The sequence below is a fragment of the Streptosporangium sp. H16 genome (assembly GCF_051918855.1).
Classification (GTDB): domain Bacteria; phylum Actinomycetota; class Actinomycetes; order Streptosporangiales; family Streptosporangiaceae; genus Streptosporangium.
On the sequence record NZ_JBPXMD010000013.1, the window covers coordinates 170,074 to 193,616 of the forward strand.

The window sequence follows — 23,543 nt, forward strand, 5'->3', positions numbered from 1 at the left end:
GATTCCCACCCCGTGATCACCTCGGGGCGGTCGACCACGGCGACGAGATCCTCGACGCCCAGAACCGTGCCGAGGGTCTCGCCGGGTGACGCCGGGGACGGGCCCGTCACCGGGCCGATGAGGGCTTTTCGCGGTCGCCGGTGACGGGGGAGCCGCGCGCTCCGTCGTACGGGAGCGGCGGGCCGGGACGTGCGGGAAAGGACGTGCGGGAAAGGACGGTGCGTCTCACGGAGCCGGAGCGGCGACGGAGGCCGCGCGGCGTTCCAGGACGATCACCGCGATCACCAGCGCGGTCAGCGCGGTGAGCTGCGCGAGGGCCGACCACAGGCCGAGCGCGACCGTCAGGAGCGAGACCACCGCGCCCGCGGCCCGCAGCCCGTTTCCCCCGATGCCGAGGACGCGCCGGAACCAGGCGTCGCCCGCGACGAACAGGGCGACCCCCGCGGCCAGGGTGAGGGCCGCGCTGAACTTCAACGGGTCCACCGGGTGGCCGATCGCCTTCTTGACGCCCGCGGCGACCGCGACGATGCCCAGCAGCATCGGGATGTGCGCGTAGAAGTAGGCGCCGAGGATCAGCCGGGTGCGCCGCACCGGCTCGGCCGCCTCCAGGGTGTGCTCGGCGCGCGTCTCGTCGTCGCCGCCGAAGTAGAGCCACCACAGGCAGGCGGCCAGCGCTAGGCCGAGCACCGCCGCCAGGCCGAGGGCGAAGCCGACGTGGAGCCCCTTGGCGCCGATGCCGATCGCCACGATCGACTCGCCGAGCGCCACGATCACCAGCAGGCCGTGGCGCTCGACGATGTGCCCGGCCCGGAGGTTGAAGCCCTTCTGCCCGATGAAGTACGGGCTGCCCCAGAGCAGGGCCACCGCGCCCGCCCAGAGCAGGTAGGTGTACGGCGCGGGGACCAGGGCGGCCAGGCCGATGAGCGCGACCCCGCCGAGGTTGAACGGGAGCACCCGGGCGAAGGCCGAGGTGACCTGCAGGTACAGCCCGGCGTGCACGGCGATCAGCAGCAGGTACCCGATGGCGAACGCCAGGCCGTCGCCGTCGAACACCGAGGGGATCGACAGTGCCACGATCATGAATCCGGCCATGCCCAGCAGGATCAGCACCCTGCGGGCGGGACGTGTCGGCGGGACGGCGTTGGTCAGCCAGGCGTAACCGGCGTACATCCACCAGATGGCGCCGAAGACCAGCAGCGCGCGCAGCGCGCTCTCGGCGGGCCTGCCGTCCTGCAGGCCGTCCACCATGAGGCCGGTGAGCTGGGTGACGGTGAAGACGAAGACCAGGTCGAAGAAGAGTTCGAGGGTGGAGACGCGGAGTTCGGTCTCCGGCGGGGCGGGCTCGACCCGCTCCGCGAACCAGCCGGGAAGGCGCATCCGATCATTGTGCGGGTACGGCGCCTCCCCGTGAATCTCATTAAACGGAGAAGAAAGCCCTCTTGTCCTTAAAGGGAGATAAATCTCATTAAATGATCAGCTACCGGAGGGCTCGTCCTTCTTTCCGGCCACGAGGGTGTCGCCGGTCTTGCCGGGCGCGGGCGCCGAGACCGGCGTGGGCGTGGTCGCGGGCGTCGCGGGAGGCACGGACGCGGCGGCACCGGACGGGGGCTTGCGGGTGCGCGTACGGGGACGGGTGGCGGCGGGGAACTCCGCGGTGTCGGTCGCGCCCTCCGAGGTGGGTCTCTCCGAAGCGGGTCCCTCGGCGGACCGCTGCGAGGCGGGCGGAGCGGACTCGCCGGGCTTCTTCCCCCCGGTGGTCCGGGCGGGGGCGGGCGCGGGGGGAGTCTCAGGCTCGCGCAGCGCGGCGATGACGTCGTCGGCCTCGGCCTCGGCGGCGAAGTCCTCGGCGGCCTCGGCCTCGCGGCGCTTGATCACCACCATGTGGTCGACCGACAGGCGGCCCGCGCCGCCGACCGCGAGCAGGATGGCGGCGGCCCCGAGCGCCACGATCAGCTTGGCGTCGCCGCCGGTGAGCGGCAGGCCCGCCTCGCCGCTGGCCAGGATGAACACGGCGAGGGCCTCGGCGAACAGCAGCAGCCCGCACGCGGGCACCGCGAGACCGGCCACCAGCAGCGCGCCACCGATGAGTTCCGTCAGCATGGTGGTGGCGGCCCACACGTAGGGCCCGGAGGCGCCCAGGCTGGTGAACTGCTCGGCGGTGGCGTTCAGGCCCGCTTCGAGCTTGTGCCAGCCGTTGGCGAAGAAGATCCCGCCCACGCCCAGTCTGGCCGCCAGGGAAGCAAGATCATGGAGGGTTTGTCGCACGGTTCCTCATTCTGGTTAGATTCCCCGTTCTTGCCCATGCTTGACCGATAAATGACCGAGCCTAGACCTTCCAAACCCTTTACGAGGGGTCGTTCCCCTGTCCGTCGGGGCGGCGGGGCACCAGGAGCGTCACGGCCAGCGCGGTGGCGCCGAGCAGGAACACGCTCACCGCCACCGTCGCGTGCAGGCCGGAGACGAACGCGACGCGGGCCGCGCCGAGCAGGGCGTCCCCCACGCCGCCGCCGATCTCCCGCGCCACGTGCGCGGCGGAGGCGAGCGACTGGCGGGCCTCGTCCATCATCGCGGGCGCGACGCCGTGGACCGAGGCGAGCGCGGGGGCGTACACGGCCGTGGTGATCGTGCCGAGCACCGCGACCCCGAGCCCCGCGCCCAGCTCGTAGGCGGTCTCCTCGACCGCGGCGGCGCCGCCCGCGTGGGACTCCGGGGTGGACGACATGATCGTGTCCGAGGCGGCCAGCAGGGCGACCTGGATGCCGAAGCCGATGCCGACGAAGCAGAATGTCAGGGCCACCGGGTGCCCCTCGGTGTGCCAGGTCAGGGTGGGGGCGAGGGAGACGGCGGTCAGCGCCAGCCCGCCGCCCATCGTGGCGCGCAGCCCGAACCGGCGCAGCAGCCGCGCCCCGGCCAGGCCGCCGGTGATCGAGGCGATCATGAGGGGGAGCATCCGTACGGCCGCCTGGAGCGGGCTGTCGCCGAGGACGAGCTGGAGATACTGGGCGAGCATGAGCTCCAGCCCGACCAGGGCGAAGACCGTGAGCAGCACGGCGCCCACCCCGGCGCGGAACGCCCGCCGCCGGAACAGGCTCAGGTCCAGCAGGGGGAAGGCCAGCCGCCGCTGCCTGCGGACGAACCAGACCAGCAGCCAGACCCCGCCCAGGAACGCCGCCGGCCCGCCCGGATGCCCGGCCCCGGCCTCCTTCAGGCCGAAGGCCACCCCGAGGATGCCCAGCACCGACAGCAGCGCGCTGAGCGCGTCCCACGGCTGTCCGGCGCGCTTGCGGGACTCGGGAAGGAGCCTGGCCGCGACGGGCAGCAGGACCACCAGGATGGGAACGTTGATCAGGAAGACGGCGCCCCACCAGAAGTGCTCGACGAGCACCCCTCCGACGAGCGGGCCGACCGCGGCCCCGGCCGCGGCCACCGCGCTCCACACGCCCAGCGCGATCGCCCGCTCGTGCCGGTCGGTGAAGACCTGCCGGATGATCGAGAGTGTGGCGGGCATGATCATCGCTCCGCCGAGGCCGAGCAGCGCGCGTGCGGAGATCAGCGCGAGCGGGGTCGGCGCGAACGCCGCCGCGGCCGATGCGACGCCGAAGACCAGGTATCCGGCCAGCACCAGGCGCTTGCGCCCGTAGCGGTCACCGAGGGTGCCGAAGGTCAGCAGCAGCGGCGCGACCATCAGCGAGTAGACGTCGATGATCCACAGCAGCTCCACGGAGGACGGTTCGAGGGCGGCCGTCAGCGCCGGTACCGCGATGTGCAGCACCGTGGCGTCCACCGCGATCAGCAACAGGCTGAAGCAGAGGACGGCGAGGACCGACCACCGGCCGGCCCCGGACGCCCGCGGGTCGCCGTCCGCGCGCCTGGCCATGACGGTGGTCATGAGCCGCTCAGGATGTGTCGGCCTGGACGAACATGCGTCGCAGCTTAGGCGAAGTCGGGCAGTGCCCGGGGCGGCATTGGGTGATTGATTCACGTAGTTATGTCCGTTTTACGGCCCCGATTGGGTCAATATTCGGCCCCTCACGAGGTCGTCGGCGACCTCTCTAGAGAGATACAGGCATATACCGCCGTCTAGGCAAAAGGTGATCTCGCACGGACCATGGCGATCGTGGGGAGTCAGCGCGAGGCCCGTGAGCCGCCGTGGTGAGCGGGCCCGGCGGAAACGACTCCGCCCCGGTCCCGCCACCGCGGGACCCCACCGATCCCCGGCGCGGGAAGGACTCCGGCCGGGTTCCCCCGCCACCGCGGGACCCCGACGACTCCCGGCGCGGGAAGGACTCCGGCCGGGTTCCCCCGCCACCGCGGGATCCCGCCGACTCCCGGCGCGGGAAGGACTCCGGCCGGGTTCCCCCGCCACCGCGGGATCCCGCCGACCCCCGGCACGAGCGCGAGCACGACCCCGCCTTGGTCGCCATTCCGCAGCCGCGGGATCCCGACGACCCCCGGCAGTGGTGCGTCGTGGCCGCCGCGTGGCTGGGCCGCGACCGGCCCGAGGCCGCGCTGGAGGCGGCCCGCAGGGCGCTGGATCTCGACCCCCGCTCCGAGTCCGGCGCGGACTGGGGATACCGCCTGGCCAGCCTCGCGTTCGAGCGGCTCGGCCGCGACGCGGAGGCCGTGGCGGCCGCCGAGGAGGCCGTACGCCTCGCGCCGGGCTCCTGGGCCGCGCGGATGCGCCTGGGAGCCGCGCTGCGCAGGGTGCCGGGGCGCTGGCGCGAGTCGCGGGCCCAGGCGGCCAGAGCCGTCCGCTACGCGCCGGAGGAGCCGGACCCGCACGTCCTCGCCGGTGACCTCGCGCTGCTGAGAGGCGAGTACGACCTCGCGGAGACCGCCTACCGCGAGGCGCTGTGCCGCCTGCCGGACCACCCCGGCGCCAGGATCAACCTCGGCCTGACCCGGCTGCGCTGGGAGCGCCCGCGCGCCCACCACGACCCCGCCTGGCCGGTCGACCCGCGCGAGACCGGCCGGGCCAGGCGCGCCCTGGAGAGGTGGTCGCGGCAGACCCGCATCCTGCTGGCCGTCGCCCTCGTCGTGGTCTGCGCGGCGGAGTTCGGCTTCGGCCTGGCCTCCGTGGCGAGGATCGGCGGCGGGCTGGTGCCGCTCGCGGTCCTGGCGATCACCCTCAGGCAGGCGCACCGGGTCAGGCTCTGGTCGTACGTGCCGCGCATGCTCGTACGCGACCTCTGGCTCGGCATGTCGGTCTCGATCACCCTGGTCGCCGTGGCCGCGTACGTCGCGGCCGTGGCCACCCTCCCCGCGGAGGCCCCACCCCTCCTCTCCGGGCCGGCGCCGGGCGCGCCGGGGGTGGTCTGGGCGGGTCTCGCCGGGCTGGTGCTCCTCAACGGGACGGCGCTGCTCGTCCTGCGCGTGCTCGTCGAGGCGTGGCGCGGACGGCCGATCAGGGCGCTGGCCGAGTTCGCCGCCGCCGCCGGCGACCGCACGGCCAGGCGCGACGTGAACGTGACCCTCTGGCTGGTGGCGGGCCGGGTCTGGTCGGTGCCGGTGGCGGTCGTGGTGGCGGTCGTCGTGCTGGACGAGCGGAGCTGGGCGCCGGTCGCGCTCGTCGTGCCGCTCGCGCTCGGCTGGGCCCGCGGCCGGGCCGGCACGGCCCCCGGCCTCGCCCGCGCGCTGGCCTCGGACCACGGGCTGGCGGCGGCGCTGGCCCTGTCCGCCTCGGCGTCGGTCCTGCTCGGCGCGGCCGGAGCGGCGCCGGCCCTCGGGCTCGTCACGGTGGGCGAGTGGGCCTGGCGGGCCGGGATCGCGCTGCTGGCCGTACCGATGGCGATATTCGCCGCGAGGTCGGTACGGGCGTGGTGGCGGGGCGCGCCGGGGCCGTGGCGGGCCTCGCTGGTCATGTGCGACGGCTGCGGGAGCCGCCTTCCCGGCGACGCCGGGCCGCCGGTGGGGCTCAGCGGGGAGGTGCGCGCGGCCTTCACCTACGCGCGGGGAGTGGTGCTCGCCTACGCCGACCCCAGCGGCCCGCGCGCGCTCGCCGTCGGCGCGGTCAGCTCGGTCGGCCCGAGCGGCGAGTTGCGCCTGATCGCCGCCTCCGACGCCTGGGAGGCCGCCGAGCGCGACCCCAGGGTGGCGGTCTTCGTCGCCGATCCGCTCGACCGCCGCTTCTGGGCCGAGGTACGCGGCATCGCCATCGGCGACACCGAGGCCGACCTGCTGAGGATCACCCCCAAGGAGGTCGTGGTCGGCGAGTATCCCGGCCGCCACCAGGGCCGGGCACACCGCGGCTGAACCGCCCCCCGGAGCGCCGGGCACACCGCGGTCGAGCCGCCCTCCCGGAGCGTCGTGCCGCCTTGCCGGGCGGTGACATTTCCATGCCCGCCTCCCGGCGCGTCTCCCCGTGCGGACGGGCGACGGGCGGCGGCCGGGACCGGGCCGTACCACCCGCCGGGAACGCGGGCGCGGGCCGCCGCGCGCGGGGCGCGGAGGCGGCACAGGGAAGTGCGGGGCCGGAGGGACGGCGCGGGGCGAGCTTGCTGCCTCGGACGTTGGTTTCATCCGTTCTCATCCGTATATCTGATCGTGCCCGCGCGACGGCGTGGCGTGACCCTCAGGCACGCGCAAACGTCCCCTTGTTGCGGTATAACCGGGGGCGGACCGGGGAGGCGTGATGCGGGAATCCAGCAGGGCCCGTCCGGCGGGGCGCGCGGCGGCACGGGATCTGTTCGAGCAGGTGCGGCTGGGATACTTCCGGCTCTCGCCGCCCCTGCGCAGGCTGATCTACGTCGCGGTGCTGGCCGGGGCGGTCGGGCTGGCGCTGGGACTCGGCTGGCCGATCCTCAACACGATCTTCGTCACGCTGACGCTGCTCGGCTTCGCGGCGCTGACCCTGAGCTTCCCCCGCGCGGCCGCCACCCTGCTCGTGGTGCTCGGCTGGCTGGCGGGAAACCTGATCTTCCAGACCGTCGTCTTCGGCCTGAACTCGCCGATCCCGACGGCGCTGATGCTCCTCGGCCCCCTGGTCGCCGGAGCCGCCCACCTCATCCGCTGGGTCCCCCCGTGGATGACCACGGTCATGGCGCTGGTGCCCGCCGGGCTGACGGCCGTCCTGCTCGGCGTGGTCATCCCCGGGATCGGGGCGTACCCGGCCATCTGGGCCGCGTACGCCGTGGCGGCCGGGGTGCTGGTCCACCGGTTCCTGCAGGCCCGCCGGGCGCGGGTCGTCCTGGAGCCGGGAGAGCGGCACCAAGCCGGCCTCCGGGTGCGCGAGGGCGGCCACCTCCCCTCCACCCAGGGTGCCGGCGAGCGGGACGCGCCGCCGCCCATCTCGGTGGAGGAGGCGCTCGGCGAACTGGACGCCATGATCGGCCTCGCCCCGGTGAAGGAGCAGGTCCGCTCGATCGCCGCCTCGATCGAGGCGGCCAGGCTGCGCAAGGAGGCCGGATACTCCACCGAGCCGCCGATGCGGCACTTCGTGTTCGTCGGCCCGCCGGGCACCGGCAAGACCAGCGTGGCCAGGACCGTCGCGAAGATCTTCTACGCCTTCGGCCTGCTGGAGACCCCCTACGTGGTGGAGGCCCAGCGGGCCGACCTGGTGGGGGAGTTCCTCGGGGCCACCGCGATCAAGACGAACGAGCTGGTCGACCGGGCGCTCGGCGGGGTGCTGTTCGTCGACGAGGCGTACAGCCTGATCAACTCCGGTGACGGCCAGCCCGACAGGTTCGGCGCGGAGGCCGTGCAGACGCTGCTCAAGCGGGCCGAGGACGACCGCGACCGGCTGATCGTCATCCTGGCCGGATACGAGAAGGAGATGGCCACCTTCCTGGCGTCCAACCCCGGCCTGTCCAGCCGGTTCTCCAGCAGGGTCCGCTTCCCCAGCTACGCCCCCGAGGAGCTGCTCCAGATCACCGAGCTGCTGCAGCGGCGCCGGGGCGACCGGATGGCGCCCGAGGCCGCGCCCGCCCTGCTCGCCCGCTTCGAGGACATCCACCGGCGCGCGATCGTCGACGACCTGGGAAACGCCCGGTTCGTCCGCAGTCTCGTGGAGGCCGTCGCGCAGGCCAGGGACGTGCGCGTGGTGGGGGCCGGCGGCGCGCCCACCACCGAGGACCTGGTCACCACGGTCGAGAGCGACGTGGTCAAGGCCTTCGACGAGCTCACCGCCCGCTACCGGGGCTACCAGGTCGCCCCCTCCCTCGAGGAGGCGCTGGCCGACCTCGACCGCATGGCGGGCCTGGAGCCGGTCAAGCGGCAGGTGCACGCGATCACCGCGCAGCTCAGGGTGGCGAAGATGCGCCAGGAGCGGGGGTTGCCGACGCCGCCGCAGATGCGGCACTTCGTCTTCGCCGGGCCGCCCGGCACCGGCAAGACCACCGTGGCCCGCATCCTGGGCCGCATCTTCGCCGCGCTGGGCCTGCTCGCCCAGCCCGACGTGGTGGAGGCCCAGCGGGCCGACCTCGTCGGCCAGCACCTCGGCGCCACCTCGATCAAGACGAACGAGCTGGTCGACCGGGCGCTCGGCGGGGTGCTGTTCGTCGACGAGGCGTACGGCCTGGTCAACTCCGGCTACAGCGGGGGTGACGCCTTCGGCGCCGAGGCCGTGCAGACGCTGCTCAAGCGGGCCGAGGACGACCGCGACCGGCTGGTGATCATCCTGGCCGGGTACGAGCGGGAGATGAACGCCTTCCTGGCGTCCAACCCGGGCCTGGGCAGCAGGTTCAACCAGCGGGTGCAGTTTCCCTCGTACTCCCCGGGGGAGCTCACCGAGATCGCGGTGCTGCTCGCCGACGAGTCGGGCGACAGGTTCGACGACGCCGCCCGCCGCGATCTGGCCGAGGTCTTCACCTGGGTCTGCGACGAGGGCCTGATCGACGGTCTCGGCAACGGCAGGTTCGCGCGCTCGCTCTTCGAACGCGCCGCGATGCGCAGGGACGTCCGCCTGGCCGCCCTCGGCGGCGCCACCGCCAGCGCCGCCGACCTGACCACCATCACCAGCGCCGACCTGCGCGCCGCCGTGGACGAACTCGCCGGGAAGTGACCCGGCTCGCCGGGAGGCGGCTTCGGCTCTTCGAGGGGCGCCCCCGGTTCTCCGGAAGGTGACCCCGGCTCTCCGGGAGACGGTCCCGGACCCGCGTGGCAGTGCTCCGGACCCGCGTGGCAGTGCTCCGGACCCGCCCGGCACCTTCACGGATCCGGCCGGCTGATCCGCGGGCCCGGCGAGGCCATCTCTCAACCGAGATCTCTCCGATTCGCTACGCTATGCAGCCCATCGGTTGCCGAGTGTAGCAAGATGGTCACCGACAGCGGCGGGGCTCCGGAGGAGGAAAGATGGCGGGATTCCTTGCCCGCAGGCTGCTCAACTACCTGGTGCTGATCGTCGTGGCCACCAGCCTGGCCTACATGCTGGCCGCCTCCGCCCTCAACCCGCGCTCCAACTACGAGGGCCGCAACCCCCCGATCCCCCCGGCCGTCGTCGACGCGCGCCTCACCGACCTCAACCTGAACGACCGCACCCCGCTGTTCGAGCGCTACCTGACCTGGGCGGGCGGTCTCGCGCGCGGCGACTTCGGCAAGACGGTGGCCGGAGGCTCGGTCGGCGACGACCTCGGGCGCCGGATCGGCGTCACGCTGCGCCTGATCACGATCGGGCTGATCCTCGGCAGCGTCACCGGCGTGCTCATCGGCGCCTACGCCGCGGTCCGGCAGTACGGCCTCTTCGACCGGTTGTCGACCGGCCTGTCCTTCGTCGTCCTCGCGGTCCCCACGGTGGTGCTGGCCAACATGCTGATCATCGCCGCGATCCGGCTCAACGAGGCGGCCGGCACCCAGATCCTCCTCGTCAGCGGCGAGGCGACCCCCGGCCTGCAGGGAGGGTTCGGCGCCGCCGCGCTCGACAGGATCCGGCACCTGGTCCTGCCCACGCTGTCGCTGTCGCTCGGACTGGTCGCCGTCTACAGCCGCTACCAGCGCAACATGATGCTCGACGTGCTGGGCGCCGACTTCATCCGCACGGCCATGGCCAAGGGGCTGAGCCGCCGCGCCGCGCTGACCCGGCACGCGCTGCGCACCGCGCTGATCCCGGCGGTCACCTACTTCGCCTTCACCTTCGGGTCGCTGCTGGTCGGCACCACCTTCACCGAGAAGATCTTCGGCTGGCACGGCATGGGGGAGCAGCTGGTCGACTCGATCTCCACCAACGACGTCAACACCGTCGCGGCGATCAGCTGCTTCGCCGCGCTGGCCGTGCTGCTGGCCTCGCTCGCCTCCGACGTGCTGCACGCCATCCTCGACCCGCGCGTCCGGGTGGGGTGAGCCGGAGATGACCATCGCCGACGAGGAGCTCGCCGAGCAGCGGGCGTCCGTCGACAGGATCAAGGCGCCCTCGCGGCTGCGGGTGGTCATGGGCCGCCTCCTGCGCTCGGGCCGGGGCAGGACCGGCTTCGCGCTGCTCGTGCTGATCTTCCTGCTCGCCTTCGCCGGGCCCCACCTCACCCGCTGGACGTACGCCTCGAAGGACTACACGGCCTTCCTCGCGCCGCCCTCCGCCGAGCACTGGTGGGGAACCCTGCAGACCGGCGCCGACGTGTACGCGGTCACGCTGCGCGGCATGCAGAGGTCCCTGATCGTCGGCCTGCTCGCCGCGGTGGTCGGCACCGCGCTCGCGGCCGTGGTGGGCGCCTTCGCCGGATACTTCGGAGGCTGGACCGACCGCGCGCTGACCTGGCTGACCGACCTGCTGCTGGTGCTCCCGGCCTTCCTGATCCTGGCGATCATGTCCCCGCTCTTCACCGGGGGGCAGTGGCCGGTGTTCGTGCTGGTGCTGGCGCTCTTCCTCTGGATGGTCACCTCGAAGATCGTTCGGAGCATGACCATCTCGCTCAGGGAGCGGGAGTTCATCCACGCGGCCAGGTTCATGGGCGTGCCCCCGACGAGGATCGTCTTCCGGCACGTGATCCCCAACATGTCCTCGCTGCTGGTCGTCGACGCCACGCTCAACGTCAGCACCGCGATCCTCACCGAGACGTCCCTGTCCTACTTCGGGTTCGGCATCCAGCCGCCCGACGTATCGCTGGGCAGCCTCATCGCCGACGGCGCGCAGACGGCCCTCTACGCCCCTTGGACGTTCTGGTTCTGCGCGGGCCTGCTGATCGTCACCGTGCTCGCGGTGAACCTGGTCGGCGACTCGCTGCGCGACGCCTTCGACCCCACGTCCCACCGGGGCGGGTGACCGGTGACGAGCGAGCGGCCCTCGGGCGCGACATCCCGGATCCACGGGACCGGTGGGCGTGCGGCCGCGCCTGACCCGGTCGCCCCCGTGCTCGAGGTGCGCGACCTCGACGTCACCTTCGGCTCGGGTCCCGGCGCGGTCCGCGCGGTCAGGGGCATGGGGTACGCGGTCCGTCCCGGCGAGGTGCTCGGTGTCGTCGGGGAGTCCGGTTCAGGAAAGTCGGTCACCTCGCTGGCCGTGATGGGCCTGCTCCCGGCGCACGCGCGCGTCACCGGCTCGGTGCGGCTGCTCGGGCAGGAGATCCTGGGCGCCCCGGAGCGGACGCTCACCGCGTTCCGCGGCAAGACCGTCTCGATGGTCTTCCAGGACCCGCTCTCCGCGCTCACCCCCGTCTACCGGGTCGGCGACCAGGTCGCCGAGGCGATCCGCGTGCACCAGCGGGTGAGCGCCGGCCAGGCCGCCAGGCGCGCCGTCGAGCTGCTCGACCTGGTCGGCATCCCCAACGCCGCGCAGCGGGCCAGGGCGTTCCCGCACGAGTTCTCCGGCGGCATGCGCCAGCGCGCGGTGATCGCGATGGCGATCGCCAACGACCCCGACGTGATCCTCTGCGACGAGCCGACCACCGCGCTCGACGTGACCATCCAGGCGCAGGTGCTGGAGGTGCTGAAGACGGCGCAGCGCGAGACCGGCGCGGCGATCGTCATCATCACCCACGACCTGGGGGTGGTGGCCGGGTTCGCCGACCGGGTCCTCGTCATGTACGCCGGGCGTCCCGTCGAGGTCGGCCCGGTGGACGAGGTCTACTACCGCAGCCGCATGCCGTACACCATGGGACTGCTCGCCTCGATCCCGCGCCTCGACCGCGGCCGGGAGCAGCCGCTGGTGCCCATCGAGGGCAGCCCGCCGTCACCGGCGGCGCTGCCGCCGGGCTGCCCGTTCGAGCCGCGCTGCCCGATCTCCGTCCCGGAGTGCGCAGAGGTCGAGCCGGAACCGGAGCCGGTGGGCTCGCCCGGCCACCTGGCGGCGTGCCTGCGCTCCGGAGAGATCGAGGCGGCGGGCTGGTCACCCGCCCAGGTCTACGGCGTACGCGGCCCCGCGGCGGGTCTCACCCGGCGCCCCGGCGACCCGACCACCCCGGTCACCGCGGCCGGCCCGGCCGCACCCGCCGTCGAGGAGCCGCCGCGCCCGCGTGACGAGCGCGACGTGGTCCTGGCGGTCGAGGACCTGGTCAAGCACTACCCGCTGGTCAAGGGGACGCTCCTGCGGCGGCGGGTCGGCACGGTCCGCGCGGTGGACGGCGTCGGCTTCGACGTCCGCGGGGGCGAGACGCTCGGCCTGGTCGGCGAGTCGGGCTGCGGCAAGACGACCACCCTGATGGAGATCCTGGAGCTGGCCGCGCCGCAGAGCGGCAGGATCGTGGTGCTGGGTCGCGACACCTCGCGGATGGGCGCCCGCGACCGGATGGCCGTGCGGCGCGACATGCAGGTCGTCTTCCAGGATCCGCTGGCCTCGCTCGATCCGAGGATGACCGTCTACGACATCCTCGCCGAGCCGCTGCGGGCGCACGGCCGCCGGGACCCGGGGCCGAGGATCGGCGAGCTGCTCGGCCTGGTCGGGCTGGAGCCCGGCCACGCCGCCCGCTACCCGCAGGACTTCTCCGGGGGCCAGCGCCAGCGCGTCGGCATCGCCCGCGCCCTCGCCCTGGAGCCCCGGCTGGTCGTGCTGGACGAGCCGGTCTCGGCACTCGATGTGTCCATCCAGGCGGGGGTGCTCAACCTGCTGGAGGAGCTGAGGACCCGCCTGGGCCTGTCGTACCTGTTCGTGGCGCACGACCTGGCCGTGGTCCGGCACATCGCCGACCGGGTCGCGGTCATGTATCTGGGGAGGATCGCCGAGATCGGCCGGGCCGGCGGGGTCTACGACAGCCCGATGCACCCCTACACGCGGGCCCTGCTGTCGGCGATCCCGCTGCCGGACCCGGTGCTGGAGCGTTCCAGGCGGCGCGTCCTGCTGGAGGGGGACCTGCCCAGCCCGGCCGACCCTCCCTCGGGGTGCCGCTTCCGCACGCGCTGCCCCCTGTTCAAGGCGCTCGACGAGACCGTCAGGCGGCGCTGCGTGGACGAGGAGCCCCAGGTGCGGCAACTGGGGGACGACCACGGCGTCTCGTGTCACTTCGCCGAGAGGATCGACGCCGTATGACCCGGTCGCGCGCCCGTTCGAGCACCCGTCCACCACCCGGTCGCGCGCCCGGTCACACCCGGCCGGATGCCCGGCCGCACGCCGGGACCGGACAGGTCGCCCGTCATTCGTACGCGCGCCCGCACGCCCGTTCGCACGCCCGTTCGTATGCCCCGGGAGGAACACCGTGATATCGATCCGGCGCATGTGCGCGCTCGCCGCCGCGCTGGCCGTGGCCCTGGCCCTCGTGCCGGGGCTCGCCGGATGCGGGAGCGGGGGCGGCGGGACGCCGGGCGGGCCCGCCTCGGCGGTCAGGGCCTACGACATCAACCCGGTCGCCCGCGACCGGGTCGCGGACGGGGGCGTGCTCCGCTGGGGACTCAACGAATATCCGTCCAACTGGAACCTCAACCACATCGACGGCAACCTGGCGACGGTCAAGAAGGTCATGGACGCCCTCATGCCCTCTCCCTTCCGCTCCGACGCCAAGGGGCAGATCTCTCCGAACACCGACTACCTGTCCGAGGGCAGGGTCACCGCGCGCAAGCCCGAACAGGTCGTCACGCTGACCCTCAACCCGCGCGCCAGATGGTCCGACGGCACCCCGATCACCTGGGAGGACTACCGCGCCCAGTGGCAGGCGCTGAACGGCCACGACGCCGGCTACCGGGTGGCGAGCACCACCGGTTACCGGGACATCGAGAAGGTCGTCAGGGGCAGGGACGACCACCAGGTCGTGGTGACCTTCGCCAAGCCCTTCGGCGACTGGCAGTCGCTGTTCGCGCCGCTGTACCCCCGGAGCACCAACGCCACCCCCGAGGCGTTCAACAACGCCTGGCTGAACCGCGTCCCGGTCACCGCGGGCCCGTTCGCGTTCGCCGCGTTCGACCCCACCGCCAAGACCGTCACCCTCGCGAGGGACGACCGCTGGTGGGGCGAGCGGGCCAAGCTGGACCGGATCATCTACCGGTCCCTGGAGAGCGACGCGCTCGTCGGCGCCTTCAGCAACGGCGAGCTCGACACCTTCGACGTCGGCCCGTCCGCGCCCGACTACGCGCGGGCCAGGAGCACCCCGGACGCGATCGTGCGGCAGGCGGCCGGACCCGACTTCCGGCACATCACGATGAACGGCGAGAGCACTATCCTGTCCGACCCGAAGGTCCGCAGGGCCGTCGCGATGGGTATCAACCGCCAGGCCATCGCGCAGTCGGACCTCCAGGGCCTCGACTGGCCGATCGTCCTGCTCAACAACCACTTCTTCATGAACACCCAGGAGGGCTACCAGGACAACGCCGGTGAGATCGGGACGTACGACCCCAGCAGGGCCGGGCAGGAGCTGGACGCCGCGGGCTGGAAACTGGAGGGCCAGACCCGCAGGAAGGACGGCAGGGAGCTGAGTCTGCGCTTCGTCCTGCCGTCCGGACTGCAGGTCGCCAAATCCGAGGCCGAGCTCGTCCAGGACATGCTCGGCCGGATCGGTGTCGGGGTCACCCTGCAGTCGGTGCCCGGGGACGACTACTTCACCAAATACGTAATTCCCGGCAATTACGACATCACCGCGTTCGCGTACGTGGGCACGCCCTTTCCCGTCTCCAGCTCCTACGGCCAGTACGCCGACGCCGTCATGCGCCCCGACGGCACCAGGCAGTGGAACGCCAACCTCGGCCGCATCGGCTCCCCGCGGATCGACGCCGCGATGAACAGGGCGACCGCCGACCTCGACGACGCCAGGGCCATCGCCGACACCAACGCGGCGGACAGACTCATCTGGCAGGCGGTCAACGTGGTGACGCTCTACCAGCGCCCGCAGAACGTCGCGGTCAAGAACACCCTCGCCAACTTCGGCGCCCGCGGTTTTCACGACCTGCGCTACCAGGACATCGGCTTCGTCCGGTAGCCCCTGATCCCCGGCGGGCCGCGTTCTGTCGGGGCCGCGGTGTAGAAGTCGGTCATGGCTATCTCGGTGACCTGGCCCCAGGTGCTCGCCTGGCGGCTGAGGCGGCAGTTCGTCGACCCGGCCGACGGGCCCGACGCGGTGTCCGTGGTGCGGAGACTCGCCGGGGTGCAGGCGCAGGTGGCCTCCTCCGCCGCCCTGGCGGTGGCCGTGCGGAGCGCGCGGCCGGATCCCGGTGAGATCGACCGCGCGCTGTGGCGAGACCGCAGCCTGGTCAAGACCTGGACGGCGCGCGGCACCCTGCACCTCGTCCCCGCCGACGAGCTGGCCTCCTACGCGGCCGTCCTCGGCTCGTTCCGCACCTGGGACAAGGGCTCCTGGCAGCGCGGCCACGGCGTCACCGCCTCCGAGGTCGCCGCCATCCTCGACGCCGCGCCCAAGGCGCTCGCCGGCCGCGTCCTCACCCGCGAGGAGCTGGTCGACGGGGTGATCGGGGTCACCGGCGACGCCCACCTGCGGGAGGCGCTCACCTCGGGCTGGGGCGCCCTGCTCAAGCCGCTGAGCTTCCTCGGCGAGCTCTGCCACGGCCCGCCGCGCGAGGGCCGGGTGACCTTCGCCAGCCCCCGCGACCAGGTGCCCGGCTGGCCCGGCGAGCTTCCCACGGCGGAGGAGAGCGGGGTGCGCCTGCTCCGCTCCTTCCTCGGCGCCCACGGCCCCGGTGCCCCCGAGACGTTCGACGGCTGGCTCTACCGGGGGGCCGTCCGCAAGGCGACGCTGCGCGGCTGGTTCCGCGACCTCACCCCCGAGCTGGCCGAGATCGAGGTGGACGGCCGGCCGATGGTCGTGCTCGCCGAGCACCTCGACGACCTGGCCGCGACCCGGCCCGCCACCGGGGTCCACCTCCTGCCCGGCTTCGACCAGTACATCCTGGCCGCCCCGCGCGACCTGGAGCCCCTTCTGCCCGCCGAGGCGAGGGCGAAGGTCAGCCGGGCCGCCGGCTGGATCTCCCCGGTCGTGATCCACCGGGGCCGGGTGGCCGGGGTCTGGGAGGCGAGGGACGGGAAGATCACGGTCGATCTCCTGGAGGAGGTCCCCGCCGCCGCCCTCGCCGCCGAGATCGAACGGGTCTGCGCCCTCCTGCGCTGACCGGGGCCGCCGGGCCAAGCCCGCGACGCCGCACCACCGTGGCTCGCCGGCGACCCATCGGCGCCGGATCGCCGCACGCCCGGCGGGATCCGGCCGCCGGGCGGTCAGGCGAGGCGGAAGCGCACCCGGTCGCCGGGACGGAGCTGGGCGGCCCCGGCGAGGCTCGCCGAGGTCAGGACGGCGATGACCGGGTAGCCGCCGGTCGGCGGATGGTCGGCGAGGAACACGATCGGCTGGCCGCTGGGCGGCACCTGCACCGCTCCGGCCACCATGCCCTCGCTGGGCAGCTCCCCCTGCCGGGCACGCTCCAGGCGGGCGCCGCGCACCCGCACGCCCACCCGGTTGCTGTCCTGGCTGACCTCGTACGGCCCCGCGCACAGGGTGGCCAGGGCTCCGGGGGCGAACCAGTCGTCCCGGGGACCCGGCAGGACCCGCAGCACACCCGCCCCGGGCCCCGGCCGCGGCGCCGCGTCCACGGTGATCGGCGGCAGCCCGCCGGTCGGTCCCACCGGCAGGACCGTCCCGGCGGCGAGAGGGGCCGGGCCGAGCCCGGAGAGCGAGTCGGTCGAGCGGCTGCCCATCGTGACGGGCGCCTCGACGCCGCCCCGGACGGCGACGTAGGTGCGCAGGCCGACCCCGGGCATGCCCAGACACAGCTCGCCGCCCGCCGGGACCCAGAAGGGCGCGCACATCCCCTGAGAGACCGTCACGCGCCGGATCGTCTCGCCCGGGGAGGTGCCGCCTGTGGACGCTCCGCTCACGGACGCCCCGCCCGCGGCGGCCAGGACCGTCCCGCCAGGGACCGTCGCGCGCGGTCGTACGAGGTCCACAGGGCAGGCCGCGCCGGTGACGGCGACCCAGGCCCCGGCGGTGAGGCGCAGCCGGGCGCCGCCGAGGGTGAGCTCGATCCCCGCGGCCCCCTCCGGGTTGCCGACCAGGCGGTTGGACAGCCGCAGGCTCGGCTCGTCCGCCGCACCCGAGCGGGGCACGCCGAGATGGGCGTACCCCGGCCGCCCGAGATCCTGCACGGTGGCGTACGGCCCCGGAGCGATCACCTCGATCATGGCTCGCCGACCGCCAGGAACCGCACCCGCGTCCCCGGGGTGAGCAGGGCGGGCGGCTCGGCGGCCACGTCCCACACCGCTGTCGCGGAGCGGCCGAGCAGCCGCCATCCACCGGGGGAGGCCGAGGGGTAGACCGCCGAGTAGGGGCCGGCGACCGCCACCGCCCCGGCGGGCACCGAGGTCCGCGGGGTGTCCAGCCGGGGGACGTGCAGCGCCGGGTCCAGCCCCGTGAGGTAGGCGAACCCGGGGGCGAAGCCCAGCCAGCCCACCACCAGCTCCCGCCCGGTGTGCCGCTCGACCACCTCCCCGGGGGAGAGCCCGCTCAGCGCGGCGACGTCGTCGAGGTCGGCGCCGTCGTACACGACGGGAAGGACCACCTCGAGGGCGTCCGCGGCCACCGTCGCGTCCGCGGCGGACGCCGTGTCCAGCAGGCGGGAGAGTTCCTCCCGCAGGCGCGCCGGGTCGGCTCCCGGCGCGGTGACGAGGACCGTGACGGGGCCGGGCACGATCTCGACCACCCCGGGGGGCCGGTCGGCCCGCAGCAGGGCGTCCAGCCGGTGGGAGACCTCCAGCGAGCCGGTCTCCACCAGCAGCGCGTGCTCCCCGGTCCGCCGGATCCTCACGTGAAGGACCTCAGCGTCACTCCGGCGTCCACCAGGCCGTCGCGGACGGCGCGGGCCATCAGCACGGCGCCGGGGGTGTCGCCGTGCACGCAGATCGAGCGCGCCTCGACGGGGACCCGCGAGCCGTCCACCGCCTCGACCACCCACTCGGTCGCCATCCGCACGGCCCGGTCCGCGACCGTGCCGGGGTCGTGCAGCACCGCGCCGGGGGAGCGGCGGGAGACCAGCGTTCCCGCGCCGGTGTAGGCGCGGTCGGCGAAGGCCTCGACGACGGTGGTGACCCCCTCCCCGGCGGCGATCTCGTGGACGACCGAGCCGGGCAGGGTCAGCAGCGGCAGGCCCCGGTCGTAGTCGGCGACCGCCGCCACGACGGCCCCGGCCTGCTCGGGGTCGCGGCAGATCCGGTTGTACAGCGCGCCGTGCGGCTTGACGTAGGAGACCCGGCCGCCCATCGCCCTGGCGATGCCGTCCACCGCCCCCAGCTGGTAGAGAATCTCGGCGCAGAGCTCCTCGGGGTCGACGTCCATCTCGCGGCGGCCGAACCCGGCCAGGTCCCGGTAGGACACCTGGGCGCCGATCGCCACCCCCCGGTCGACCGCCGCCGCGCACGTGCGGCGGATGTTCAGTGGGTCGCCCGCGTGGAATCCGCAGGCGACGTTGGCGCTGGTCACGATGTCGAGCAGGGCCTCGTCGTCGCCCAGCTGCCAGATCCCGAAGCCCTCGCCCAGATCGGCGTTGAGATCGATCACCATGGCTCACCTACACCGGGGGTTCGTCGGGAATGTCCGCGATGTCATCGAGGGCGATGGCCAGTTCCTCGGGGTCGTCCCCGATGCGCTCGGCGATCTCGATCAGCACGTGCAGCACGTCGTGCCGGTCGTGGCCCAGGTCCAGCAGCCGCTGCGCCGCCTCCCAGAGCTGCGGCGGGTCGCCCTCCCAGAGCCGGGCGGCGATCTCCTCGTGCCAGGCGAGGTGCTCGTCGTAGTCGCGCCGGTCGAGCTCACCGGCGTGGTCGATGCCCAGCAGGATCCGCCGGTCGGTGTCGTCGGCCGGGTTGAGCAGGCTGAGCTTGATCTCGCCGTGCGTGCCCTGCAGGAAGGGGAACGCGAACACCCGCCTGGCCAGTGCCGACAGGTCGCCGTCCGGCAGCAGCCGGTCGAGCAGGTCGCGGTCGAGCCCGAAGGTCGTCGGGTCGCGGTAGGACTCCGCGAACTTGCCGGTCGCCTCCCAGACCGCGTCGAGCGTGGCCCGCAGCCCCTCGTCGGGCAGGCCGGTCCGGCCGGCGGCGAACCGCGCCCACGCGCCCAGCACGTGCGGCACCGCCTCCTGCTCGGCGGTGGTGAGCATCACCTTGCGCGGCAGCCAGTCGAGGAGGAACGTCTCGCACTTGGTCGGGCTAACCCGGAGCGGGCGGCCGAAATCCTGGTCGCAGCCGTAGTCGATGATGTGGTCGGCGCACCGGGAGGCCGCCGAGGGGTCGGACAGGTGCTCGGCCGCGTCCGAGGAGAGGAACTCGGCCGCCAGCATCGCCCGGCGGTCGCGGCTGTAGGGGGCCTCGCTGTGCAGCGGGGCCGGCCGCTTCCTGCCGGGCGGCAGCGCCTTGATCCGGGACCTGGCGAACGCGTGGTAGGCGCTGTAGCTGTCGCTGACCGGCGCGGACGTCCTGCGTTGGCCGTACTCGGCGGTGGCCTTCATGGCCGATTCGAGCAGCGCCCTGGCCTGCTGCGGCTCGATCTCCCCGAACCTGAGCATCGGGTTGCCCTCGGCCTCGGCCCTGGCCTGCTCCAGCAGCTTGTCCACGTGTGAGGAGACCCAGGCGTCGCGGGCGATGCCGCGCATGTTGTAGTCGACGATCACCACCAGCGCGTGCCGGTCCTCGACGCTGTCGGCACCCCGGTAGCCGAAGGTGCACACGACGGTGTCCTGGTCGCCGTACGCGTCGCGGGAGACGAAGCAGCCGTTCGTCTTGACCACGCCCAGCCGGTCGGCCCAGCGGGGCCTGGCCACGCCGCGCTCCATGAGCGCCAGCGCGGCGCCCTCCGCCTTGGCGGCCTGGCGGGCCGTGCCGAGGTAGGCCAGCGCGATGAGCAGGGTGAGCGCGGCGGGCGAGCCGGCCTTGGCCGCGTAGTCGACCAGGCCCTCGCCGAGGACCTGCTCGGCGTCCCCGCGTCGCAGCCGGCGCCCCCACCACGCTCCGACCATGTCGGAGACCATGAGCTCGGCGTCCAGCGGGCTGCGTACGGCCAGCAGCTCGCGAGCGGCGAGCAACATCTCGGAGAAGACCGCCTCGGGGGACTGGCTCTCCCTAAGGTCTCGACGATGTCGCCGGCTCAAGCAGCCTCCCCCGTCGGGCGCGCGAGCCCATCGCGGACGCCGCCGCGTCGATTGGCCCGCTCGCTTCCCTCGCTCACGTCCCAACCTTCTCGCATTCCCGGTCCAAACGGTGCGTAGAAGACGGCCGGGTGCTCCCGATGCTACCGGGGACCGCGGGGAGGCGGCGCGGAGTTGACGAGGGCGAGCAAATGCTCGCGGGCGACGCGCTCGACGACCTCGGCCGTCGCCTCGATGCCGAGATGCTCGGCACAGGCGCAGACGTCGGCCACGCACCTGTCGACGGTGTCGACGGGAACCGTCAGGAACTCGGCGGCCAGGTGAGAGGTCACCGGCTCGTGGAGGACCGTCGGAGGCGCCGAGGATGCTGAGGGCGCCGAGGATGCTGAGGGCGCTGAGGGCGCTGAAGGCGCGGCGAGGGTCGGGGAGGGCCCGGCGAAGCGGGTAGTCAAAACGGGCATGGATGTCGCATTCCTCCGGAGTTTCCCGGGGGCATCCCCCGGATGTGTCGGCGAGGACGTGCGTTTTCATTCCACAACTTATCTCGGGAGTGTCAACCCTCGGCGCCGTGATATGGAAAGCTGGCCCCGTGTCTTGACTGAATCCTGCAACAGGGGAGTAAGCGAGTGTCCCCGAACAGGGAGCCGAATTGACGGCGAGTCAGTAGCCTGATCTCGCCTGCAAGCCCGACGGAGATGAGGTGGGCAGTTGCCGGGACGGTCCGGCCCGATCCTGCTATGGTCCTGGCCGCAAACGTTCGGAGGCACAACGCCGGCCGGTCGGCGCTCGTGCGGGGGCCCCCTCGCGCCGGTGCGAGGGTTCCGGTGATCGGAGCGGCGGGATTCCCAGGGTTCCCGGGGTGCGCGGACCGCATCCTGGGCGGGGCTTCCGTCCGCACCTGCCCATCGCCGATGATGTACTCCAGGATCCGGTCCCCCGGAGCCGCGCTACGCCAATTCGCAAGTTTGGAGATGTGCCTCGTGGGAGACCCTGGCACGCGACGGAGGTGCCGACCATGAGCGCCGAAACCTCCGTGCCCCGTCCCCGGGAGTCGGGTGTGGACATCTCAGACTCCGGCCTGCTGCAGGGCCTGCTGTCACAGTCGCCGTTCGCCTTCGCGTTCTTCGACCCCGACGGCCGCTTCGAGCGCGTCGACGAGGTCTTCGCCGACGTGGTCGGCCTGCCCGCCGAGCGCCTGGTCGGCCGGGCCCCCGGCGAGCTGCTCTCCGCCGACCTGACCGCCCTGATCGAGGGTTCGGTGCGCGGCATCGTCGCGGGGGCCGAGGTCGAGGGCGACCAGCGGATCCGCGTGCGCACCGCCGACGGGCGGACCCACCACTGGTCGCTGACCTTCTCCCCGATCCACGACGACAAGGGCGCGCTCCGCGCGATCTGCCTGGTCGGCGTCGACATCACCGACAGCAGGCAGGTCGAGGAGGACCTCAGGCGCAGCGAGGAGCGCTACCGCTCGCTGGTCGAGGCCCAGTCCCAGCTCGTGTGGATCACCGCGCCCAACGGCGTCGTGGAGGAGGACGCGCCGCAGTGGCGGGCCATCACCGGCCAGGGGCTCGAGGAATACCTCACCCACGGCTGGCTGGAGGCCGTCCACCCCGATGACCGCCCGCACACCGAGGAGGCGTGGCGCGAGGCGCTGCGCGGCCGGATCATGTTCGAGTGGAGCTACCGGGTCCGCACCCGGGCCAGCGGCTACCGGCACTTCGAGGTGCGCGCCGTCCCGATCATCCGGCACAACCGGGTCGTCGAGTGGGTGGGCGCCAACACCGACGTCACCCCGCAGCGCGAGGCCGAGGAGATGCGCGGCCGCCTGACCGACCAGCTCGGCGCCGCGGCCCTGCGGACCGCGCGCTTGCAGGGCGCCACGGCGATGCTCGCCGAGGCGCTCACCGTCGAGCAGGTGGTCCAGGTCATCATCGACGTGGGCCGCACCGCGCTGGCGGCCGACCGCTCGGCCGTGGCGCTGCTCGACGTCGACCGGGCCGCGCTGAAGCTGGTCAACAGCGGCGGCATCCCCGACGTCCCCGGTGCGCCCGGGGAGGAGATCCCGCTGTCGCACTCCAGCGTGATGACCATGGCGGTCAACAGCCGGCGCCCGGTCTTCGCCGAGTCGCCGGAAAGCCTGCGGTCCCAGCTGGTCGACGCGGGTGGCGACAACGAGGCCATCACCGGATTCATCGCCCACAGCGACGAGCGGGCCTGGGTGGGCCTGCCGCTGCTGGCCGCAGGTCGCGCGCTCGGCGCGCTGAGGTTCTCCTTCACCCGCCCGCAGAAGATCTCCCAGGAGGACGGGGTGTTCCTGGAGGCTCTCGCGGGGCAGTGCGCCCTCGCCGTGGAGCGGGCCACCCTGTTCGAGCGCGAGCATCGCACGGCCGAGACGCTCCAGCGCAGCCTGCTGCCCGACCGCCTGCCGGTGGTCCGGGGCCTGGTCCTCGCCCAGCGGTTCCGCTCGGGAAGCCGCCACGTGCAGGTCGGCGGCGACTGGTACGACGCGTTCGTGCTCCAGGACGGCCGGGTCGCGGCGGTGGTCGGCGACGTCATGGGCAAGGGCGTCAAGGCCGCGGCCGGGATGGGCCGTATCCGCAACGCCATGCGGGCCCTGGCGCTGACCAACCCGCCGCCCGCGGCGGTGCTCACCGGCCTCGACAGGGTCTTCGAGGCCACCGAGGAGGAGGAGCAGGTCACGACCCTCGCCTACATGGTCGTCGAGCCGGGCACCGGAGAGGGCACGCTGGCGCTCGCCGGGCACCCGCCGCCCCTGCTGGTCTCCCCGCAGGGCGTGCCGTTGCTGTGCGACGGCGAGCCCGGCACCCCGCTGGGCTGGCCCACGAGCCGCCGGCAGTTCAGGTTCTGCGTCCCGCCGGGTCACACCGCTGTCCTGTATTCGGACGGTCTGGTCGAGAACCGGAAGCGTGGTCTCGATGCCGGACTTGCCGATCTTTGCTCTGTTGTGACCGAAGCGCCAGCCGAAGTGGTGGGAAGCCCCCACATGTTGCTAGATTTTCTTGTAGATCGCATGCTGTCCGGGTATGAGCAGGATGACGACGTCACGGTGCTCGCGATTCACGTTCCTCTCGCCACGAAGAGTGACTGAATGAAACAGT

The 23,543-nt window shown here is 73.3% G+C and carries 16 protein-coding genes; 8 read left to right on the forward strand and 8 right to left on the reverse strand.

Features of this window, described 5'->3' with window-relative positions; translation table 11 throughout:
* Nucleotides 1-225 precede the first annotated feature (225 nt).
* The 3 genes from ACTOQ2_RS22880 to ACTOQ2_RS22890 all read right to left on the reverse strand — a co-directional run bounded on the left by ACTOQ2_RS22880 (nucleotide 226) and on the right by ACTOQ2_RS22890 (nucleotide 3,889).
* Entirely contained in the window at nucleotides 226-1,377 is a 1,152-nt protein-coding gene (locus ACTOQ2_RS22880) for a low temperature requirement protein A (protein WP_440102005.1), read from the reverse strand.
* A gap of 96 nt (nucleotides 1,378-1,473) precedes the next feature.
* Complete coding sequence (locus tag ACTOQ2_RS22885; protein ID WP_440102007.1) at nucleotides 1,474-2,265, reverse strand: DoxX family protein; 792 nt, start codon at nucleotides 2,263-2,265, stop codon at nucleotides 1,474-1,476.
* Between the two features lie 79 nt (nucleotides 2,266-2,344).
* The gene (locus ACTOQ2_RS22890) at nucleotides 2,345-3,889 is read right to left on the reverse strand and encodes an MFS transporter (RefSeq protein WP_440102009.1); all 1,545 of its coding nucleotides are present in this window, start codon (nucleotides 3,887-3,889) and stop codon (nucleotides 2,345-2,347) included.
* Nucleotides 3,890-4,149: 260 nt separating this feature from the next.
* On the opposite strand from ACTOQ2_RS22890, the gene ACTOQ2_RS22895 reads away from it, so the two are divergent.
* The 7 genes from ACTOQ2_RS22895 (at nucleotide 4,150) to ACTOQ2_RS22925 (ending at nucleotide 16,406) form a co-directional block, all read left to right on the forward strand.
* Complete coding sequence (locus ACTOQ2_RS22895) at nucleotides 4,150-6,252, forward strand: tetratricopeptide repeat protein (protein ID WP_440102010.1); 2,103 nt, start codon at nucleotides 4,150-4,152, stop codon at nucleotides 6,250-6,252.
* Nucleotides 6,253-6,631: 379 nt separating this feature from the next.
* Nucleotides 6,632-8,998 (forward strand): AAA family ATPase, encoded by a 2,367-nt coding sequence (locus ACTOQ2_RS22900; protein WP_440102011.1) that lies wholly within the window; start codon nucleotides 6,632-6,634, stop codon nucleotides 8,996-8,998.
* Between the two features lie 290 nt (nucleotides 8,999-9,288).
* Nucleotides 9,289-10,272, forward strand: a complete 984-nt coding sequence (locus ACTOQ2_RS22905) for an ABC transporter permease (RefSeq protein ID WP_440102013.1) — start codon at nucleotides 9,289-9,291, stop codon at nucleotides 10,270-10,272.
* Between the two features lie 7 nt (nucleotides 10,273-10,279).
* Nucleotides 10,280-11,188 (forward strand): ABC transporter permease, encoded by a 909-nt coding sequence (locus tag ACTOQ2_RS22910; RefSeq protein ID WP_440102015.1) that lies wholly within the window; start codon nucleotides 10,280-10,282, stop codon nucleotides 11,186-11,188.
* A 39-nt stretch (nucleotides 11,189-11,227) separates the two neighbouring features.
* A complete protein-coding gene (locus tag ACTOQ2_RS22915) occupies nucleotides 11,228-13,387 on the forward strand; it encodes a dipeptide ABC transporter ATP-binding protein (RefSeq protein WP_440102089.1) in 2,160 nt (719 codons plus the stop codon).
* Between the two features lie 166 nt (nucleotides 13,388-13,553).
* Nucleotides 13,554-15,263 (forward strand): ABC transporter family substrate-binding protein, encoded by a 1,710-nt coding sequence (locus tag ACTOQ2_RS22920; protein WP_440102017.1) that lies wholly within the window; start codon nucleotides 13,554-13,556, stop codon nucleotides 15,261-15,263.
* Between the two features lie 54 nt (nucleotides 15,264-15,317).
* On the forward strand, nucleotides 15,318-16,406 hold the full coding sequence (locus tag ACTOQ2_RS22925) for a DNA glycosylase AlkZ-like family protein (RefSeq protein ID WP_440102019.1): 1,089 nt from the start codon (nucleotides 15,318-15,320) through the stop codon (nucleotides 16,404-16,406).
* Between the two features lie 104 nt (nucleotides 16,407-16,510).
* On the opposite strand, the gene ACTOQ2_RS22930 is transcribed toward ACTOQ2_RS22925, so the two are convergent.
* The 5 genes from ACTOQ2_RS22930 to ACTOQ2_RS22950 form a co-directional block, all read right to left on the reverse strand.
* The gene (locus tag ACTOQ2_RS22930) at nucleotides 16,511-17,470 is read right to left on the reverse strand and encodes a biotin-dependent carboxyltransferase family protein (protein ID WP_440102020.1); all 960 of its coding nucleotides are present in this window, start codon (nucleotides 17,468-17,470) and stop codon (nucleotides 16,511-16,513) included.
* On the reverse strand, nucleotides 17,467-18,093 hold the full coding sequence (locus tag ACTOQ2_RS22935) for a 5-oxoprolinase subunit B family protein (RefSeq protein WP_440064653.1): 627 nt from the start codon (nucleotides 18,091-18,093) through the stop codon (nucleotides 17,467-17,469). Before ACTOQ2_RS22935 ends, ACTOQ2_RS22930 begins: the two co-directional genes overlap by 4 nt.
* On the reverse strand, nucleotides 18,090-18,845 hold the full coding sequence (locus ACTOQ2_RS22940; protein WP_440064652.1) for a LamB/YcsF family protein: 756 nt from the start codon (nucleotides 18,843-18,845) through the stop codon (nucleotides 18,090-18,092). The genes ACTOQ2_RS22935 and ACTOQ2_RS22940 overlap by 4 nt, the downstream gene beginning before the upstream one ends.
* Nucleotides 18,846-18,852: 7 nt before the next feature.
* Entirely contained in the window at nucleotides 18,853-20,364 is a 1,512-nt protein-coding gene (locus tag ACTOQ2_RS22945; protein WP_440064782.1) for a hypothetical protein, read from the reverse strand.
* A gap of 203 nt (nucleotides 20,365-20,567) precedes the next feature.
* Complete coding sequence (locus tag ACTOQ2_RS22950; protein WP_440064651.1) at nucleotides 20,568-20,756, reverse strand: hypothetical protein; 189 nt, start codon at nucleotides 20,754-20,756, stop codon at nucleotides 20,568-20,570.
* Nucleotides 20,757-21,439: 683 nt separating this feature from the next.
* Between ACTOQ2_RS22950 and ACTOQ2_RS22955 the strand changes: the two genes are divergently transcribed.
* Entirely contained in the window at nucleotides 21,440-23,533 is a 2,094-nt protein-coding gene (locus ACTOQ2_RS22955; protein WP_440064650.1) for a SpoIIE family protein phosphatase, read from the forward strand.
* Nucleotides 23,534-23,543 lie beyond the last annotated feature (10 nt).

Bases quoted from the DNA above. Each gene is read 5' to 3' on its own strand.
- ACTOQ2_RS22880 (WP_440102005.1), bottom strand. From the start codon at position 1,377: ATGCGCCTTCCCGGCTGGTTCGCGGAGCGGGTCGAGCCCGCCCCGCCG.
- ACTOQ2_RS22890 (WP_440102009.1), bottom strand. From the start codon at position 3,889: ATGACCACCGTCATGGCCAGGCGCGCGGACGGCGACCCGCGGGCGTCC.
- ACTOQ2_RS22900 (WP_440102011.1), top strand. From the start codon at position 6,632: ATGCGGGAATCCAGCAGGGCCCGTCCGGCGGGGCGCGCGGCGGCACGG.
- ACTOQ2_RS22905 (WP_440102013.1), top strand. From the start codon at position 9,289: ATGGCGGGATTCCTTGCCCGCAGGCTGCTCAACTACCTGGTGCTGATC.
- ACTOQ2_RS22910 (WP_440102015.1), top strand. From the start codon at position 10,280: ATGACCATCGCCGACGAGGAGCTCGCCGAGCAGCGGGCGTCCGTCGAC.
- ACTOQ2_RS22925 (WP_440102019.1), top strand. From the start codon at position 15,318: ATGGCTATCTCGGTGACCTGGCCCCAGGTGCTCGCCTGGCGGCTGAGG.
- ACTOQ2_RS22930 (WP_440102020.1), bottom strand. From the start codon at position 17,470: ATGATCGAGGTGATCGCTCCGGGGCCGTACGCCACCGTGCAGGATCTC.
- ACTOQ2_RS22940 (WP_440064652.1), bottom strand. From the start codon at position 18,845: ATGGTGATCGATCTCAACGCCGATCTGGGCGAGGGCTTCGGGATCTGG.
- ACTOQ2_RS22945 (WP_440064782.1), bottom strand. From the start codon at position 20,364: ATGTTGCTCGCCGCTCGCGAGCTGCTGGCCGTACGCAGCCCGCTGGAC.
- ACTOQ2_RS22955 (WP_440064650.1), top strand. From the start codon at position 21,440: ATGAGCGCCGAAACCTCCGTGCCCCGTCCCCGGGAGTCGGGTGTGGAC.